At 58.1% G+C, this 15815-nt stretch carries 20 protein-coding genes and 1 pseudogene; 12 read left to right on the top strand and 9 right to left on the bottom strand.

The window, feature by feature from the left end; genetic code table 11:
* Window positions 1-2: 2 nt before the first annotated feature.
* Window positions 3-626, bottom strand: coding sequence for a tyrosine-type recombinase/integrase (locus HTUR_RS25370; protein WP_012946253.1), 624 nt, complete (start codon window positions 624-626; stop codon window positions 3-5).
* 190 nt (window positions 627-816) lie between these two features.
* Here HTUR_RS25370 and HTUR_RS25365 point away from each other — a divergent pair, with 190 nt between their 5' ends.
* The 3 genes from HTUR_RS25365 to HTUR_RS25360 are packed head-to-tail and all read left to right on the top strand — an operon-like array spanning window position 817 to window position 1629.
* Window positions 817-1248: a hypothetical protein gene (locus HTUR_RS25365; protein WP_012946252.1), complete on the top strand. Its 432-nt coding sequence runs from the start codon at window positions 817-819 to the stop codon at window positions 1246-1248.
* Window positions 1245-1367, top strand: coding sequence for a hypothetical protein (locus HTUR_RS28525; RefSeq protein ID WP_012946251.1), 123 nt, complete (start codon window positions 1245-1247; stop codon window positions 1365-1367). The genes HTUR_RS25365 and HTUR_RS28525 overlap by 4 nt, the downstream gene beginning before the upstream one ends.
* Window positions 1360-1629 (top strand): hypothetical protein, encoded by a 270-nt coding sequence (locus tag HTUR_RS25360; protein WP_012946250.1) that lies wholly within the window; start codon window positions 1360-1362, stop codon window positions 1627-1629. The genes HTUR_RS28525 and HTUR_RS25360 overlap by 8 nt, the downstream gene beginning before the upstream one ends.
* A 348-nt stretch (window positions 1630-1977) precedes the next feature.
* Here the strand turns inward: HTUR_RS25360 and HTUR_RS25355 are convergent, their stop codons facing one another.
* The 4 genes from HTUR_RS25355 to HTUR_RS28770 all read right to left on the bottom strand — a co-directional run bounded on the left by HTUR_RS25355 (window position 1978) and on the right by HTUR_RS28770 (window position 3127).
* Window positions 1978-2454, bottom strand: coding sequence for a hypothetical protein (locus tag HTUR_RS25355; protein WP_012946249.1), 477 nt, complete (start codon window positions 2452-2454; stop codon window positions 1978-1980).
* Between the two features lie 4 nt (window positions 2455-2458).
* On the bottom strand, window positions 2459-2701 hold the full coding sequence (locus HTUR_RS25350) for a hypothetical protein (protein WP_012946248.1): 243 nt from the start codon (window positions 2699-2701) through the stop codon (window positions 2459-2461).
* Complete coding sequence (locus HTUR_RS26580) at window positions 2688-2870, bottom strand: hypothetical protein (RefSeq protein ID WP_012946247.1); 183 nt, start codon at window positions 2868-2870, stop codon at window positions 2688-2690. Before HTUR_RS26580 ends, HTUR_RS25350 begins: the two co-directional genes overlap by 14 nt.
* Before the next feature lie 104 nt (window positions 2871-2974).
* On the bottom strand, window positions 2975-3127 hold the full coding sequence (locus HTUR_RS28770; protein WP_148225509.1) for a CopG family ribbon-helix-helix protein: 153 nt from the start codon (window positions 3125-3127) through the stop codon (window positions 2975-2977).
* A 383-nt stretch (window positions 3128-3510) separates the two neighbouring features.
* On the opposite strand from HTUR_RS28770, the gene HTUR_RS25345 reads away from it, so the two are divergent.
* From HTUR_RS25345 to HTUR_RS26565, 7 genes are all read left to right on the top strand, one after another.
* Entirely contained in the window at window positions 3511-3810 is a 300-nt protein-coding gene (locus tag HTUR_RS25345) for a hypothetical protein (protein WP_012946246.1), read from the top strand.
* A 2-nt stretch (window positions 3811-3812) separates the two neighbouring features.
* Window positions 3813-4097: a hypothetical protein gene (locus tag HTUR_RS25340; protein WP_012946245.1), complete on the top strand. Its 285-nt coding sequence runs from the start codon at window positions 3813-3815 to the stop codon at window positions 4095-4097.
* Window positions 4090-4332 (top strand): hypothetical protein, encoded by a 243-nt coding sequence (locus tag HTUR_RS25335; RefSeq protein WP_012946244.1) that lies wholly within the window; start codon window positions 4090-4092, stop codon window positions 4330-4332. Before HTUR_RS25340 ends, HTUR_RS25335 begins: the two co-directional genes overlap by 8 nt.
* 636 nt (window positions 4333-4968) lie before the next feature.
* Entirely contained in the window at window positions 4969-8826 is a 3858-nt protein-coding gene (locus HTUR_RS25330) for a DNA primase family protein (RefSeq protein ID WP_012946242.1), read from the top strand.
* A gap of 222 nt (window positions 8827-9048) precedes the next feature.
* Complete coding sequence (locus HTUR_RS25325; RefSeq protein ID WP_148225507.1) at window positions 9049-10470, top strand: WD40/YVTN/BNR-like repeat-containing protein; 1422 nt, start codon at window positions 9049-9051, stop codon at window positions 10468-10470.
* Window positions 10471-10472: 2 nt separating this feature from the next.
* Entirely contained in the window at window positions 10473-10601 is a 129-nt protein-coding gene (locus HTUR_RS28765) for a Sec-independent protein translocase subunit TatA/TatB (protein ID WP_012946240.1), read from the top strand.
* A gap of 156 nt (window positions 10602-10757) precedes the next feature.
* A complete protein-coding gene (locus HTUR_RS26565; protein ID WP_012946239.1) occupies window positions 10758-13352 on the top strand; it encodes a hypothetical protein in 2595 nt (864 codons plus the stop codon).
* 322 nt (window positions 13353-13674) lie between these two features.
* Here HTUR_RS26565 and HTUR_RS25300 read toward each other — a convergent pair whose 3' ends face one another.
* Together HTUR_RS25300 and HTUR_RS28760 are read right to left on the bottom strand one after the other, a co-directional pair.
* A complete protein-coding gene (locus tag HTUR_RS25300) occupies window positions 13675-14013 on the bottom strand; it encodes a hypothetical protein (RefSeq protein WP_226377597.1) in 339 nt (112 codons plus the stop codon).
* 108 nt (window positions 14014-14121) lie between these two features.
* Window positions 14122-14223: pseudogene (locus tag HTUR_RS28760) on the bottom strand (ribbon-helix-helix protein, CopG family); the annotation flags it as partial.
* A gap of 113 nt (window positions 14224-14336) precedes the next feature.
* Between HTUR_RS28760 and HTUR_RS25295 the strand changes: the two are divergent.
* On the top strand, window positions 14337-14555 hold the full coding sequence (locus HTUR_RS25295) for a hypothetical protein (RefSeq protein ID WP_148225505.1): 219 nt from the start codon (window positions 14337-14339) through the stop codon (window positions 14553-14555).
* Window positions 14556-14636: 81 nt separating this feature from the next.
* On the opposite strand, the gene HTUR_RS25290 is transcribed toward HTUR_RS25295, so the two are convergent.
* Complete coding sequence (locus tag HTUR_RS25290; protein ID WP_012946235.1) at window positions 14637-14951, bottom strand: hypothetical protein; 315 nt, start codon at window positions 14949-14951, stop codon at window positions 14637-14639.
* A gap of 49 nt (window positions 14952-15000) precedes the next feature.
* Window positions 15001-15342 (bottom strand): hypothetical protein, encoded by a 342-nt coding sequence (locus HTUR_RS26560; RefSeq protein ID WP_012946234.1) that lies wholly within the window; start codon window positions 15340-15342, stop codon window positions 15001-15003.
* Window positions 15343-15464: 122 nt separating this feature from the next.
* On the opposite strand from HTUR_RS26560, the gene HTUR_RS25285 reads away from it, so the two are divergent.
* A complete protein-coding gene (locus HTUR_RS25285) occupies window positions 15465-15779 on the top strand; it encodes a hypothetical protein (protein ID WP_012946233.1) in 315 nt (104 codons plus the stop codon).
* The last annotated feature ends 36 nt before the right edge of the window (window positions 15780-15815 follow it).

Below are 15815 nucleotides of genomic sequence, written 5' to 3'. Positions count from 1 at the left end.
CCTCATCTCACGACGTAGTGGGAGTAAATCCGGTCCGTCGTTGATCTGTTCGCGTGACGTAGTCGCATTTGCACGTCCTCAAGCCGTCCTTCTTCCTCGACGATGATCCGATAGGCAACGGAATGTCGAAGCGTATGCGGGTGGACGTGGCTCGGATCCACCTGTTCAAAGTCCTCGGTGTACGGCTCGACGTCGGCCACCTCTGCGACGCGGCCGATGAGACGCTGCAGAGAGCGGCGTGAGAGCCGGTCGCTCGATCGCGAAGGGAATAACGCGTCGGTGTCCTTCCAGCGGTCTCGGAGGTACCTACGCAGGTCTCGTGTCGAATCCGCGCCCCACTTCCCTAATTCGAGCGAGGCTGACGACGCGTTTCCTTTCTGGATACTGCCGGGGAGCAAGAGCCGGGAGTCCTCAAGTTCCAGGTGGCGGGTATCGAGCGAGACGAGCTCGCTTGCTCGAAGCCCGGTGTCGTAGAGGAGTGAGACAATCGCGAGGTTTCGATCCTGTAGGTAGGTGGGGAACTCCTCAGTGAGACAGGCGTCTTTCATTCGTTCGACCTGGGCGGGTTTCAGCCAGGTCCGTGAGTGAACGTCGGGGTTTGCACCGTCGGTGGTGTCCGCTGGCATTGGTATATAAAGAGTGACGGGTTCATGGGTATTGAACGTCGGGGTTTGGTGTAAAGTGGGACGTTCGTTAGAACTAATAGCATGGAGTATAGAGTTGGTGGTAGCACACGCTCGCCGACTCTATTCTCGATATGAATGGAGACGGCCGCTGCGGGAACAGCGACCGCGTGTGCTGCCCGGTAAGACAGCAATGTCCAGTAAGAACCCCTGCCGTGATAACGGCACCGACAACAGTATCGACTACGAAGAGATCGCGCGACGGAGCAAGGCGGTGGGACTCCAGGAGACTTACGACCACCACGTCGACGAGACGATCCACGAGTTCCTGCAGGCGGTCGAAGACGGCGACGAGACGCACCAAGCGTATCTCGATATGTGTCGGGCGATGTTCGAGTTCCTCCAAGAGGCGAACCACGACCTCGCCGATCTCGGCGAATTCGATTACTCCGACACCGAGAACCTACTACTGGTTCGGTCGATCGACGTCGCCGCATCGACTGCCCTCGGCCGGCTAGATCTCGCTGCCGAATTCGCGGTCGACGTCGCCGAGGCCGTCGACGAGGCAAGCGACGAGGACGTTTCTGAGGCGATTGCCGAACTCGAGGAGAGTGAGAGCGAATGAACGCACACGTGACCCTACAGACGCGACGGACGCCCGACGGTGTTGAACGCGTGTGGCGCGTGAACGGCCGTGCGTTCGAGAGCGGCGACGAACTCGAGGAGGCTGGTCTCAATGCATGACCGACGGCAGCTCGAGATTGCCCGTTCGCTGCTCGAGCAAGACCTCCGCTACGACACCGAGGTCTCCCTGTTCGGGTTCACGCTCCGAGCATCACGACAGTCGCCAGGGATCTGGACCGTCTTCCACGACGAGCTCGAGGCTCCCGTCGACTACGTGAAGGTCGACGCCACAATCTCGGCCGTCAATCTCCTTGACCACCTGAAGAACCTCCGCGAGGTGGTCGAGACGCGACCAGTGACCGAGAGTTCTGCCAGCCCGTAGAACTCCTCCTTGGGGGAACAGTGGCCCCCACGCGTTACCTATGCTATGATGAATCGTCTGTAGGGTGCGTATGTATCTACGTACACCTACACCGCTGCCGTCTTGCGGTTTGGTTCTACTCTTTATGTAGCAACCAGAGGCTTCGCGCGTTACCTACGTTACGGTGAATTGTCCCCACCCTCCTCTTTTTCTTTTGCTCGAGCGTATCGCGCGTTACCCAAGTTAGGGCGAATTGTCTGTAGCCCCCTCCCTCTCTGTGTGCCCGGGAGGAGATCGGCAGTTGATTAATTCGATCTCTGTCTCGGCCTACCGCGTGACTAACTATAGTATACTCTCTCTGCTATTTACTCATACCCGACCGTCCCCGTCACGTCTTGCGATTTTGCTGTGAGAAGTATTAGCCCCGTGCCTGGCAGTGCGGGTTTGGGCCTGCTCGCGGGAACCCATGGTTGTCTCAGGTGCGCAATCGCACTCAAAAGCGAGTTCTATGTCTTCGGGAAGGCCGGGCAAATGTGCACTCTCCATATCGCGAGTTCCCAAGTAGTCCCATACTGTGATGTGCTCGTTGCGGTCATGGCAGTTGGGACACCGGTACTTCCCTTTGATCGACCGGCCGCTCGGTTGGAAGGGCGCGAGTTTAGTGCCGCAGTCCAAGCAGGTCATCTCGTCCTCGAGGACGTCGATGTAGCGGAGGACAATCTCGAGTGCCTCGTGGAACTCTCCGACGCCACGCTCTTGGCCGTTGAGTGTGGTCGCAATCCGCTGGAGGTGATCTTTGATCTCGTACGTCGTTCGCGGTCGATATGGACGGTCTCGGTCAGTCATAGTTCTATCTTCGAGTTCCGCTTCCGAGCCACAGCCAGAGGACGATCACCGCCGCGATCGGCAGCCCGAGTGTGAAAACCCATTTCCATAGTTCGGGGCTTGCCGTCGCGTGCGCTGGCTCGGTCGGGCCCAGATATCGTTGCGACGAGTTGAACAGCTTCCCCGCGATCGACGCTAGGACAATTCCGATCGATGCGAAGGAGAGGATTGCAAGCCCGAGCGGCGGCGTGTCGCTATGCTCCGTCATCGAGCCACCTCCCACACGCATCGCCGCCACAGTACGCTTCGACGAGCTCGCGAACAACCTGGTCGGCCGTCGGTTCTTCCCCCAATTCCGTGGCGACCGCCTCTTTTGCCTGTTCGAAATATGGTTTCGTCTCTTTCCGAATCCCGAGGCTCGTATAGTCAGTGCTCATTCGCCGGTCCCTCCAAGCTGTTGTGTTCTTTCCTGATGTGATTCGGCAGTACACCGACTCGCTCCCCACAAATCGGACAATCTCGGGGATTAGGTGGCATTTCTCTATTCCTCCGGGGGCCAGTACCCCTGATCGCGTAGATGCTCGCGAAGGATTGTCCGGCCGGCTTCCGACCGACTGACATACCCACGCGTTTCCTGAAATTCGTCTAGCTGCTCCACGAGCCCTTCTGGGACTTGAATGCCAATTTCCCGCATTACACGTAACAGTATGTCTAGATTCTACTTGTACCCCACCGGCCAGGGCGTGTGTCGAGTGGCGGATTAGGGCAAATTCATGTAGGTATACTGGGTGCACACCTGGTATACCTGCGCCGTCTTGCGGTTTGAACAGTTAAAAAATTGGACGGGTGACGGCGTGTGACGGGGGTGTTACGCGAATGAACTAACCTCCCCCTTCTTACATTCCCCGTTGCATGTGCAAAACAGGCAGACGAGATACGGACACACCTCTCAGAGGTGTTAGAGAGAACCGGCCGGGGTGGGGGCTCCGGCCACAGGAAACTATCGCGTTTCAATAATTGTCCTGTGGCCTCTTAGTTCCCTCCGGCCAGGCGAGTCCGTGACTGCCTATGAGAACAATGAGCACGAACGCAGACACTCCGAGCACGTCGGCACACCCTACCAAAGACGAACCGACGTGCCCGGGCCAAGACGGGCAGGAACCCGTCCAAGACGACAATACAGACGTATCGTCAAATAACCCGCCGACGCACCGGCTCCCGACCCACGGGATCGGCCGGTTCCTCTGGGAGACCCCAGCTGATACACCCATCGGCGAGCTCGGCGAGCGCTACCGAGAGTGGCGCAATCGTGAGAACGAGGGCAGTGACGGCGATCGCGACGACACGGAAAACGCATCGCTCGAGGAGTGGGTGTGACCATGTCGTCGACGAACTCGAGCGGAAAGACCTCGGTCTACCCGCACACGATCGTGAGTCCGTCCGATCACTTTGTGTCAGTGAAGTGGTGGGATTCCCGCGAGAAATACAGCGCGCTATTCGAGCGGCTCACTGACGACGATGTGATCGCTCTCGTCGGCTTCGAGCGGCGAGGCGGGGAAGGACACTCGTTCAAGAATCCGTCGCTCTCGATGGTCCCCCAGCCCGTTCAGAATACGATCAAAGCGGAAGGGTTCACGATCGCGGAGGTGGCTGATAATGAGTGACGATCTCGAGCATGAGGTTCTCCGACTCCTCCACCGACGATACAACGACGGCAAGCGGTACGTGAAGACCTGGTATATCGCCGAGGCGCTCGACAGCAAGGCCTCGACTCAGCGCGTCGGTCAGATCATGGCCGATCTCAGCCGAGACGGCTATCTCGAGATGTGGAGCAACGGCTGCAGTAGTACGTGTTGGCGGATGACTGAGCAAGTTGGGCGGGAGGTGGCCGACGCGTGAGATCGCGACGTCCTCCCCGCACACGGCCTATCAAACCCCTCACGCTTATAACGCGCGGACGAATATCAAAGACTGAAAGACACGCACGGCTGAACGAGAACACAACGCGCCTGAGAAAGGCGGGGGCGTCGATTCGCCCCCAGGTTTGGACACCTACACCTTTCTCAAGCCAGAACTTAAGCTTTAGCTTCTGCGAAGAGCGGCAGCTGTCGGTTCTGGTTGACGTCTTCGGGCGTCGGCGAGCTCGAGACAAAGGAATGAGTATTTCGACGTTTCAGGATGGTCAGAATTGCATCGGTTCTCTAGAACACATTCTCCCGATCGGACAGATTACGCCGCCGGTCAAGGGTGGTCAGGGGTGGTCTGAGGTACCCCTGACCGAAAAAACGCAAGACGTGAGCGGGACGATCCCCCCCGGTCGCAGTGGTCAGGGCAAAGTGGGGGGGTATCAGATAAGAAACACTGGGATACACTACCCGGGTGAAAGTAAAGGACATCTCTATAATAAGAGATGTAGCCGTTTACCCCTGACCGCCCCTACCGGGGGGGTCGAACGTCCCGCCGTCTTGCGATTATCTGGTCAGGGGGGGTTGACCCCACCCCTGACCACCCCCGACCAACCGGAGGTGATGTCTCATGTCTGATCTATCGCCGTCCGAAGTCCGAGACCACTACCGTAAAGCGAGCAGCGTGTTCGACAAGCTCGGTGACGTAGCGAACAACCCGACGTTGGTCAAGAACGACCACTACGGTTGGTACATCAAGCGCGACAACGACAACGTCGACGAACTCGAGGAAGGGTGGACACAACGCGGCCGCGTCGCGACGGCCGACGACTACCCGGAGATCGTCGACCGAATCTCTCGGTCACTGTACGCTATCACGACGTACAAGAAACCCGACGCGGTGGCCCGAGAACGCCCCTGCAGGTACAACAGCGACGACGGGGTGACCGAATGGATGGGCGACGAAACGCCGATGCCCGAATGGGGAGACGTTGTCGCACTCCCCGCATGGGGAGATATCGATCTCGCCGATGAACTGAAAGGTGAGCGCGAGACGCTTTCTGCCGAGAAGCGCGAGACGGTAGAACGGACACTCGACGCCTATATTGGAGAGTTCGCGGCGCTGTACGGTGGGAACCGCGACGCTATCATGGCGCTGGATTCCGTCGGTGGTGCGTACATCTTTGGCCCGCCTGAAGCGACGATCCCGATAGCGCGGCTGTTCAAAGATGACGAGAACGCGTCTGCACGCGTTTTTGAGGAGTTGAACGACCGGATCAACGACTACCTTCGCGAAGCGGAACAGCGCGTGAACGACCGCGTCACTGGAGCTAGTGACGTGATTACCCCCGATTGGGTGAACAACGCGAACCGAGCGTACAAGGCACCGCTTTCGATTCACTCGAGCCACGACGCGGTGGTAACGCCGATCGACACCGAGAACGTCGAGTACACGTACACGCCGATCGACGCCGTCGGGGAGACGACGATCTCGACGGCCGTCGAATGGGCCGAACAGTACACGGCGGTCGAGTACACCGAGCTGGCAGCGGAACTCGTCGAGACACTCTGGCCGGATCTTTACGACGAACAGTCCAATGCCACTTGGAAAGATGTGCTTGAGTTTTGGGTTGAAAAGGAACGCGAACGCGAGAAAGCGGAACAGCGCCGACGCGAAAAAGCCGAGCGCGAACGCGCAAAGCGCCTGCAGGAACTCGAGACCACCGTCACCGGGCAAGACGTAACGCCGCACAAAACGGACGTGTACGCTGCGCTCGACAACGTGGACACCGCCGAGATCGTTCGCCACTACGCGTGTGACGCGTGGGGCACCGGCGACAGTACCGGTTCGAATAAGACTGAGTTCAACCCGTCGTGGCGACAGAGTACGTCGGGGAGTTCCTGTTACGTCGACCACAGTTCGAACACCTTCGGAGATCCGGGCGACGGCGGCGGTGGCTACGCCGCGAAAGCAATGGCACTCGGAGAGGGAATCATCACCGACGCGAGCGCCGATATCCGCGGCGAGAAATGGGCGAAAGCCGTCGACGCGCTCCGATCAAAGGCCGGCGAGAACATTCCGGTCTGGATACCCGGCAAAGGGTCGCTAAAGGCCGATGGCGGGGAGTACGAGCAAACGCCACATTGGGCCGTCGTCAAAGCGGCCGTGACGCTCGACGTGTGCGACCCGGCCAATCTCGAGGAACGCGAATCCGACGACGGCGGGACGTATACCGGTCTCCCCGACAAAGAGACGTACAACGCGACGCTCGACGCACTCGAGGAACACGGCGTCGAGCACGCCCGCGAGCGGTACGTCACGGAAAAGCGCGTGAACGCCGGCGCCGTCACCTGGGGGCAAATCCGAGACCTATACTCGGACCCGGAAACGCCGGACAAGTTCGCTCGCCACGCGGCCGTAATCAAGCTCTGCAAAGAGAACGAATACGTCACGACGCGGGATACCGAGGAGATATACACCTACTACGACCCCGACGGTGTGTTTGAACGCGGCGGCGAGCGAGACATAGACCACACCATACAGCGCGAACTCGGGCCGCACTACTCGCAGCACGAAAAGCGCGAGATCCTGGGTCATATCCGAGCGCGAACGTACGTCGACCGCGAGGAGTTCAATGCGGAGGAGATCGACGCCGATCTTGTCTGTCTCGGGAACGGTGTGTACGACTTCGACGCCGGCAAACTCCGCGAGCACGACCCGAAGTACCTCTTTACGCAGTCGATTCCATGGGACTATCCAGAGAATCCGGAGAGCGCCGAGTGCCCGGCGATAGAGGAGTTCATGGACGACATCACACAGCGCGAAGCGGACAAGCTCACGATGTACGAGTTCATCGGCCACGCGCTGTTGCCCCACTACGATTACAAGGCGTTCATGGTGCTGTTTGGCCCCGGTGACAACGGGAAAACGACGTTCTACAACGTCGTCGAACAGCTACTCGGCGGCCAGTCGAATATCAGTGCGGCCGAAATGGCCGAGATCGCCGAGAACCGGTTCCGAGCGGAGACGGTTATCGGGAACTACGCGAACATCGCCGCCGAAATGAACGCCCGTAAAATCGACGACATGGGCATGATAAAGAAAATGACCGGCGGTGACACGTTCCAAGTGGAACCGAAGGGAAAGCCGGCGTACGAGGTCCAAAACACCGCGACCATGATGTTCGGGTGCAACGAACCGCCGGTTCTCCCCGAGCGCGGTCGCAAAATCGCAACACGGCTGTATCCCATCGAACTACCGTACGAGTTCAAGAACGATCCGAGCCCGAACAACCCGTTCGAAAAGCAGGGCCGTCCGCAAAGCGAGCTGCTTGCGGAGATCACGACGGAAAGCGAGCTGCAGGGGCTCCTCGTGAAAGCTATCGAAGGGGCACACCGATTGATCGATCGGAACGGCGAGTTCTCGCTACCGGAGACCGCCGAAGAACGAATGGAGCTGTACGAACAACACTCGGACCCGATCAAACAGTTCTCGGTCAAGTGCCTCGAGAACGAATCCGGTAAGCGCGTCGCCAAAGACGACGTGTACAACGTCTATGTCGAGTTCTGTCGCGAGACCGACGCGAAGGTAACGAGTAAGAGCGTGTTCTTCAAGAAGCTTAGACAGACCACGTTCTCCTACTCCGAGACCCGTCCGCGAGCGGACGGCGACGGGGAGCGGAAATTGTATCTCGACAACGCGACGTTCGCCGATCAAGCGGCCCGCTACACTGATGAGGTGCTGTTCGAATACGCCGAGACCGACACCGACACGGACGAAGGTTCGTCAGAACCACTCGCCGTAACGGACCTCGAGCCTGGGATGCACCAAGAGCCGGTGCGAGCGGTCGTCGCGGAGAAACTCGACGCCCCCGACTGGTTAGAAGGGAAAGGCCACATCGTCGACGGCGAGGGTGCTATCATGCCCTACGTAATCGAGGGTGGGGATATATTTGCCAGCGTGGATGAAGGCGACGAGTTGGTGATTAGAAACGTCAAGGTGGAGGAGCAGAACGGCGTCTCGACGGCCGTACTCTCCACTATAACGGAAGTGGAGACAGCGAGCCGCGAGGAGAACCAAGACCCCCTCCCCTCCGACGGCGATAAGAAAAAGACCGCGGCCGACGGCAGCGGCGCCTACCCTGAAGCCGACGAGACCGCCGAGACCGCCGAGAGAGACGATTCAGATTCAGACCCGGCCGAACACACTCGCGACGGCGACGACGCCGACACGGGCAGCGACGCGGGCGGACAGGCGCTAACGACGACGGAACTCCCCCCGGAAGACGCGACCGGACCACTCCCGAACGCGCGCCGTCTCCGTTTGATACTCGAGGAGAACGGCGACCGTCTCTCTAAGTCCGACCTATACGGCCGCGCTGCAGACCGGTTCGATATGTCGCCGGGCAACGCCGAGACCGCGGTAAAGAAGGGATGCCATCACGGGATTCTCCGGGACGCTGGAGGGGGTGAGATCGAGAAAGTGTGACGTGGGCGCCGCCTCCGACTCCTCGAGGCCGATCAGTGACGTAGTCAGTCACGAGGTGTATCGGGCCTAACCTCACCTGCTAGGAGTAAGGTAAGCCCTTCCCCCGCGAGAGCCCTCAGAACCCCGGTTTGCCTGGCCGTCGGGGTTCAAGTGTGATCTAGCCGTACTGTCATATGTTGAATATGCATGTCGGAAGGGGAACGCAAAGTCTCGAGACGAGCAGTGCTCGCAGCCGCCGGGGGAGTCACCGCTGTTGGAACAGCGCTGAGTCAATCCAGCCAGAAAAAACTCGGAAATCTGTTCGGGGGGACCATGGGGCTTAACGAAGCCTACAACGTGAGCGGCGATCTCTGGATCGGCCCGGACTCGGCGAAGGGCGACGTCGCTGCCGAGAGTGGACGGGTCTACATGGCGGTAGATACGCAAGTCGAATATTACGGCACCGGAGACAGCTGGGACGGAATGGGGCTTGGGAGCGCCTCGAACCCAGTCTCCGAGATCCACAGCGAATCGGTAAGTACAGAAGAAGCCGTTACCGCTCGCCATAAAAGACTGGGGAGCGTTACTACGACACCGAGTTATTGGGGTCCAGACCTTCAACTGGATAACGTCTATCAGACGTTTGACTCGCAGCACGTCAAAGGCCGTCTGATTGGCAAATACTACTGGTCTGACCCTCCGTATGGCACCGAAAACGCGGGTGTGGACTCATACGATCCCGACGACGGGGCAAACAACAACGGGGTTGCTATGGATGGGGACGCAACACCGTGTCTGGTAGCCGACGATTCGATTTTCGTTTTCAAAGACAAGGACGAAACGAACGGTCTTCCGGTTCGGATCTACCGCGCTCCAGACTATCAAACCACGTTCGACAACAGCGGCACGCTCCAGTATGAGCGTGTGCTTGATTTTGATGACGGTGGGGCGACGATGATCGGCAAAGGTGGGCGATTTAACTACCAAATTTCAGCCCATCCTGATTCGGGGACTATCGTTGTTGGCGAATACAATCAGACGGAAGGGGCTGACCCGAAACTCTACCGCTCGACGGACAACGGCCAAACGTGGAGTGTCGTTTATCAAGAGACAGGGGTCCCGGATCACGTCCACTCGGTCGCTCCAGATCCATACGAGCCGGATCACTGGATTGTCTGCCTCGGAGACAACGGCGAAGATCGGTATCTCGAGTCGTGGGACGATGGTGCGACTTGGTCGCGAGAACCGCTTGGATTCGACCCCAAAACGCACGCTGTTGGGATTGACTACGGTCCTGATTACATCTACTTCGCGCAAGACCAAGGCTCAGGGTCCTATCATGGTCCGTGGGTCGTCCGGCGCGAAGATCGCGAGATGTTCTCCCTCTGTTCAACGAACCCACGGTTCAAGTACCGGGGCGTCGTTGACGGCATGATCGAGCTCGGTCTCATCCACGACAGGGCTCACGGAATCACGTACATTCGTGGGCGAGACGGGACAAATGGCACGAATTACGTGTACTATGTCGACGGAATTGGAGGAGAACCACAGATGATTGACGATGCATGGGGCTCACCACAAATGCACCCTGTTGATGGCTACATATCGTCCGCTCAGGGGAAGATGTACGCCCGACTGTCGCCGGTTCCTGCCAATAAATTGTAACGATGTTCGGTCCGCTCGAGGCTACTGTGGTCGGGATTGGGTTAATCCTGCTGTTCGGAGCGAAACGCATCCCCCGAGTCGGCTCGGCACTCGGCGAGACAATCGGCTACATTCGAGGCAAGGTCCGCTGACTGCTGACGAAGTAGTGAGCACCGCGTTCCCTCTTTCTCGGCTGAAAATAACCGCCCCAGTGAACGCCCTGGCCGTCGCGTTTTATGCTAACTCTAGTTCAAACCTCATATGATAATGACTTACAAGAACAAAATCAGTAGCGCGAGGTGGTTCTGATGGGGTGGGGAGACGCGATCGGAGATGCCGCCAGCGGTGTCGCTGAAGGGGCCAAGAAGGCGGGAGGGAAAGTGAAAAAGACCGTTGATGAGACCGGAGATAAAGTGGATGACACGGTCGACAAGACAGCCGATAAAGTAGACGACACTGTTGACAAGACAGTCGGCAAAGTCGATGATACGGTCGATAAAACAGTCGATAAAGTAGACGACACCGTCGATAAGACGACAGATAAAGCAAAGGGCACGATCGGTGAAACGAAAGACAAAGCAGAGAGTGCGTTTAACGAAACAACCGATGAAATCACAGACACTGTGTCTAGTGTAGTCGGTGATGCCCAAGAAATAAAAGAGGACACATCAGAAGATGTCGATCAAAAGGTCGATGATGTGTCTGAGAACCTCCGCGGCAAGATAGAAGATGCAGTCGGCGGCGTCAAAAATAAAGCCGATGATGTCACCGATGACGTCGGAAATGAAGTTGGTATTATCGCAAACAACGTTGAGGACAAGGCTGGCGATGTGACTGATGGCGTTAGCGATAAAGTAGATGGTGTGACCGACAGCGCTGGGAATGCCGTCGATGACGTCCAGAAAGGCGCTGACGATGCACTTCGCGACGCGACGGGGGGAGACATCGGAGTCTCATCCGACTGGACGAGCATGGAGGATTCTGGCGGCATCCAAGGTACCGCCGACGGAATAGGACAAGAAGTCAAAGAAGAAGGCCGAGAGTTCCGAAGGAAACAAAGCGAAGAAGGAGAGCAGTTCGGCGATTTTGATTGGAGCGTTGGTGGCGTCGATCTTGAGCAAAAAGCGGAGGACCTCCAAGCGGGAGCTCAAAAACGCGGATTGGACGCTGCAAACTCCATGGGTCCGTCTTTAGGAGGAGTTGTGCTCCGCGAAACAGGGCACGACGCGCTCGGTCGGAAGTACGAAGATGTAGTAGGGGGATTTGCCGAGGGGATTGTCACTCGTACGGCATCTAACGTCGGAGGCACCCCGAAAGCCGGCATGGAGGCTGTTGAAACGACGGCGTTCACTCTCACAAATCCTAAGGAGACGGCTGAAACTATTCCAGGGGCTCTCTCTGCGTCCGCAGTCTCAACAGCTGAAGATTTTCGCGAGAATCCGGCACAAGCGGCTGGAGGCGTCTTCGGGGGCATTGCACTCGGTATGGGTGCCGGTCGCGCCGGGTTAGGCATGGGAAGAAGAGTCACTCGGTCCCGCTCTTCGTCCGGTTCAAGATCTGGATCTGGACAATCTGGAGGTTCAAGTCCTACCTCCGGGAAACCGCGGTTGCTAACCAGCGATCGAAACCGAGGCCAGTTGATCATCGGTCGTCGTGATAGAGACCGTGAGGGCGGCTCGAGCCAGTCCGATCCGACGGGGAGCTCGTCTCGTGACGGTGGAGACAGCGGTTTGCTCCCGGACAATATCGATGAGATGCTCGAGGGGATGGAGAACGCGCATAGCCGGCGCGATGCCAACCAGCGCGCCGAGCGAAACATCATCGACAAGCACCTCGAGGCTGGGAAACGCCAGGAGCGCGGAGACGAGCCACGGACGGTCACTCGCGATCGAGAGCCCGACACGCTCACCCGCGATCGCGAGCCAAAGACGGTTTCCCGCGAACCGAAGACCTCCGAGCCGACCGGCAGCGGCTTCAGCCAGACTCTCGACACTAGCGTCGACCTCTCCCCACGAGAGAAACAGCTCGCAGCAAAGATTGGTCGACAGACTCCCTCCGGAGACCTCCGTGACCTCGATGCAACTCGCCGCCAGACACCCGATACCGATCTGCGGATCCAGATGGACACGGCTTCAGAGGGGAGCACCCCGGCGATCCCGGGGCTTGTTGGAGCCGGCGCAGGGAGCGATCCCATCCAAGAGATGGAAGATCTCCGCGACGAATCCGAGAGCAAGAGTACAGACGGGTCTGACGTTGAATTTGGGGATGGAGACCTATTCGGGGTGTTCATGCCTGGAGCGCAAGACGGTGGCCGCGATTGGGATCTCCCAGAGACGCCAGGGTCAGAGATTGTCCCCCCGGGGATCGGAATTGGTTCTAGAGGTGACTCTGATAGCAGAGGAGACACCGACACCGAACCGGACACGGGACAGCAGCCGGACTCGGATAGTGGGACCCGAATCGGAACGCGGCCAGACTCTGATAGTGGAACCCGAATCGGAACGCAGCCAGATAGTGACACCGACACACGGACCGATACACGAACTGGCATAGGGCCCGTGACTGATACCGTCCCCAACCCACCAACCACTGACACCCCACCGGAGAGACCTCCCAGTGACCCGCCTGGTCTCACTCCACCGCCAGGGAGAACGCCGCCGCCCCGTGACAATGGCGGTGGCGGTGGCGGTCGTGGTGATGATGGAGATGGGTGGCGCCGTATCCGAACGCCAGACCTGGATCTCCCCGGGAGAGACGACGATGACAAAGACGAGAGCTGGTTTGAGTCGGCGGGCGAGGGCTATACTGTTGACTTCGTGAATCCGCTGAGCGGGGAGACCCTCGAGACCGACCCCGACGATGGAAGCGACTCGGGGATCCCCGGCCTGGGTGGTATGCTGTGAGAGAGCATTTCGTTGGATTCGCGCACGCACTCTTGACACAGAGTGAGGGCGCGACGGAGATCTCGGATGGCCCGCTCCACGCAGTGAAGGAGGACGACGTGTGGAGCGTGTGGTTCCTTCGCGACGATGACCAACCGCTCTACCTGGACACTGTCCGCCCACCACTGTGGCCGTCGGCAGCCGAGTTGAACGCGCACCTGCAACAGTTGGCTCCGCTCGAGCCGGGCGACGACGTCGACGAAAACAAAGAGCGGGCCGACTCCGCCCACACACGCGTTCCAGTAATCCTAATCCCCTATTCTCCCTGCACCAACCCTTGGGGTTACGCCTCTCGACCCCCGGTCCATTCGTAGGATCGCCCGTCGATCTCGACGTATCCGTTCTCGGCGGCTTGGCGGAACGCTTTCCGAGCGGTCTCGGTCCACCACGTTTGTTCCGTCTGTCCATCGATGCCGTGGTCGTCGTACAGCGCGTGTTTCACGTCTCCCGCGGTCACCGCGTCGGGTTGGTCGCGAAGCCACTCGAGCGCCGCGTGTGCGCTCTCTCGACGCGCCGCTCGCTCCTCGGCGTTGCGTCCCGGTCGGAAGCCCTCGAGCGCCGCGGAGATCTCGTCGTCCGACTTTCGCGTCTTACTCGTAGTCGGTGACTTGGGCTCGGCCACGTTTCGTTCTGGGATCCGCTTCTCGAGCTCGTCGACGCGTTCCTCTAGGTCGCGTATTCGGTCAACGTATTCGGTCGTATTCGGTTGCGTATTCTCTCGCTCGCGAAGAACACTACGAATGTATTCGGAGATGCTCTTTTCCTCAGCCTCGGCTTCAGCCTCGAGAGCTTCATACATCGACTCAGGGAGGCGTAGAGTGGTTACCTTCATTCGTATTCGCCTACGTATTCCAATAGCGAATACAAATAGATTGGCGAAGGTGACGGTTGGTGCATGTACGGCTGCCAGAGCATTTTTCACCCTTTCACGAAGTCATGTACTATATGGAGATACTCAATTGGATTGAAAAGTGGTCTGGGATACTGCTTCGGAAGTTGCTGGCGTTTAGCGCGTTGTTAGGCGTCATCGTACTCATTTTCACCGCTGCCCAGGGAAACGCGGCAGGGGTCATTTCATTCGCTCTCTTCGTGGCGCCGTACCTCATGGTCCGGTATCGTGACCCTGAGTCGACGACTGTTCCGTTCCAGGGACGGGTTTTTTGATTCTCACCTCACTGGGGGTGTAGTGGTGTGTTCCAGACTGCAGGAGACAGTCCAAACCCAGTGTCCAGTAACGAGCCCCCCTCATTCACCTGACTCCTCAAGATGAGTAGGCAGCTCGGAAACTATGTCATTGAGTGCCTGCTTGTAGCCATAGATCACAGCGGCCTGCCATTCCGTCGAGATCGCTTGGTCTGGATTGTTTGTCCACCGATTGAACGCAACCGATTGTATGTACGGTCTGTCGAATCCTGGCTCGTCAAACAATTCGAACTCCCGGCGAAAAACTGGATTCTCATCGATATAGCGCTTCAATTCCCGATCAATGTCATTGCTCAGTTTGTTCTGCTCTTCCAGCAGCTCGTCGACCTCGTCAGGGTTGCTGGTCTCAAGAGTCATTATTAGGAGTTTGAGACCTGCTTATTGGAGAATAAGGCCATTCTCCAAATCAAGCAGGCTGCTTCTTATCTGATTCTACTGCTTGATTCACCTCGCCTTCCAATTCAACAAGAGCGCGGCTGACCCCGCTATCAGAGTTAAAGCGATAGCGGGTTGGTGTGGTCCCCTCAACTGGCTCAACTAGATCCAGTGTGAGGAGTAGTTCCATGTGTGTTCCAACAGAGTTGCGACTCACACCCGCCATTTCGGCCAGTTCTGTTTTGTTGAACTCCCGGTGAGGCGGTAGATCGAGCAACGCATCAATGATGTATCCAACACTCTCGTTTTGGGTGAGTGCAATCCACGCTGACGGATATTCGGTGCGCACTTCTTTCGTTTTCTTATCGTCCATAGTGACACTCCCCACAATTGGGTAGCTACCTACTACTACTAGGCCGGGTGCTAAAACTGTTGCGCATGGGTGCGCAATTCGGTGGGCAACATTTAAGGCGGCCACGCGCGTACGCGTGACTAATGACACGTCCGAACTATGACAGCGTTCTCTGCCGAGTTCTTTTCAAACTCGGACGAGACCATACGTGGGGCTCGCCTGCCCCTATCGACGACTTTCTACAGGGAGGATTCACTCAGCAAGAGCGGGAGGTTGCTCAAGATGAGATAGTACCTGACATTAAGCGAGGACAGGTTGAGTACATCGGCTACCAGAACGGGACTATCTGGCTCCGTGGCGATAAACACGACGAGGCGGCCTATTTCCTACGCGATAACTGCGGCTACGAAGAATACCGCATCGAAGCGACGCTATCACGGTTCGACGGCTTCGACTGAACGAGTCAGGCTCTCCGCTGATCGGCCGGCGTACCA

The sequence above is a fragment of the Haloterrigena turkmenica DSM 5511 genome, from assembly GCF_000025325.1.
GTDB classification, from domain to species: domain Archaea; phylum Halobacteriota; class Halobacteria; order Halobacteriales; family Natrialbaceae; genus Haloterrigena; species Haloterrigena turkmenica.
Note: the sequence above shows the minus strand (reverse complement) of the source record. Positions and strands in the feature narration are given on the sequence as shown.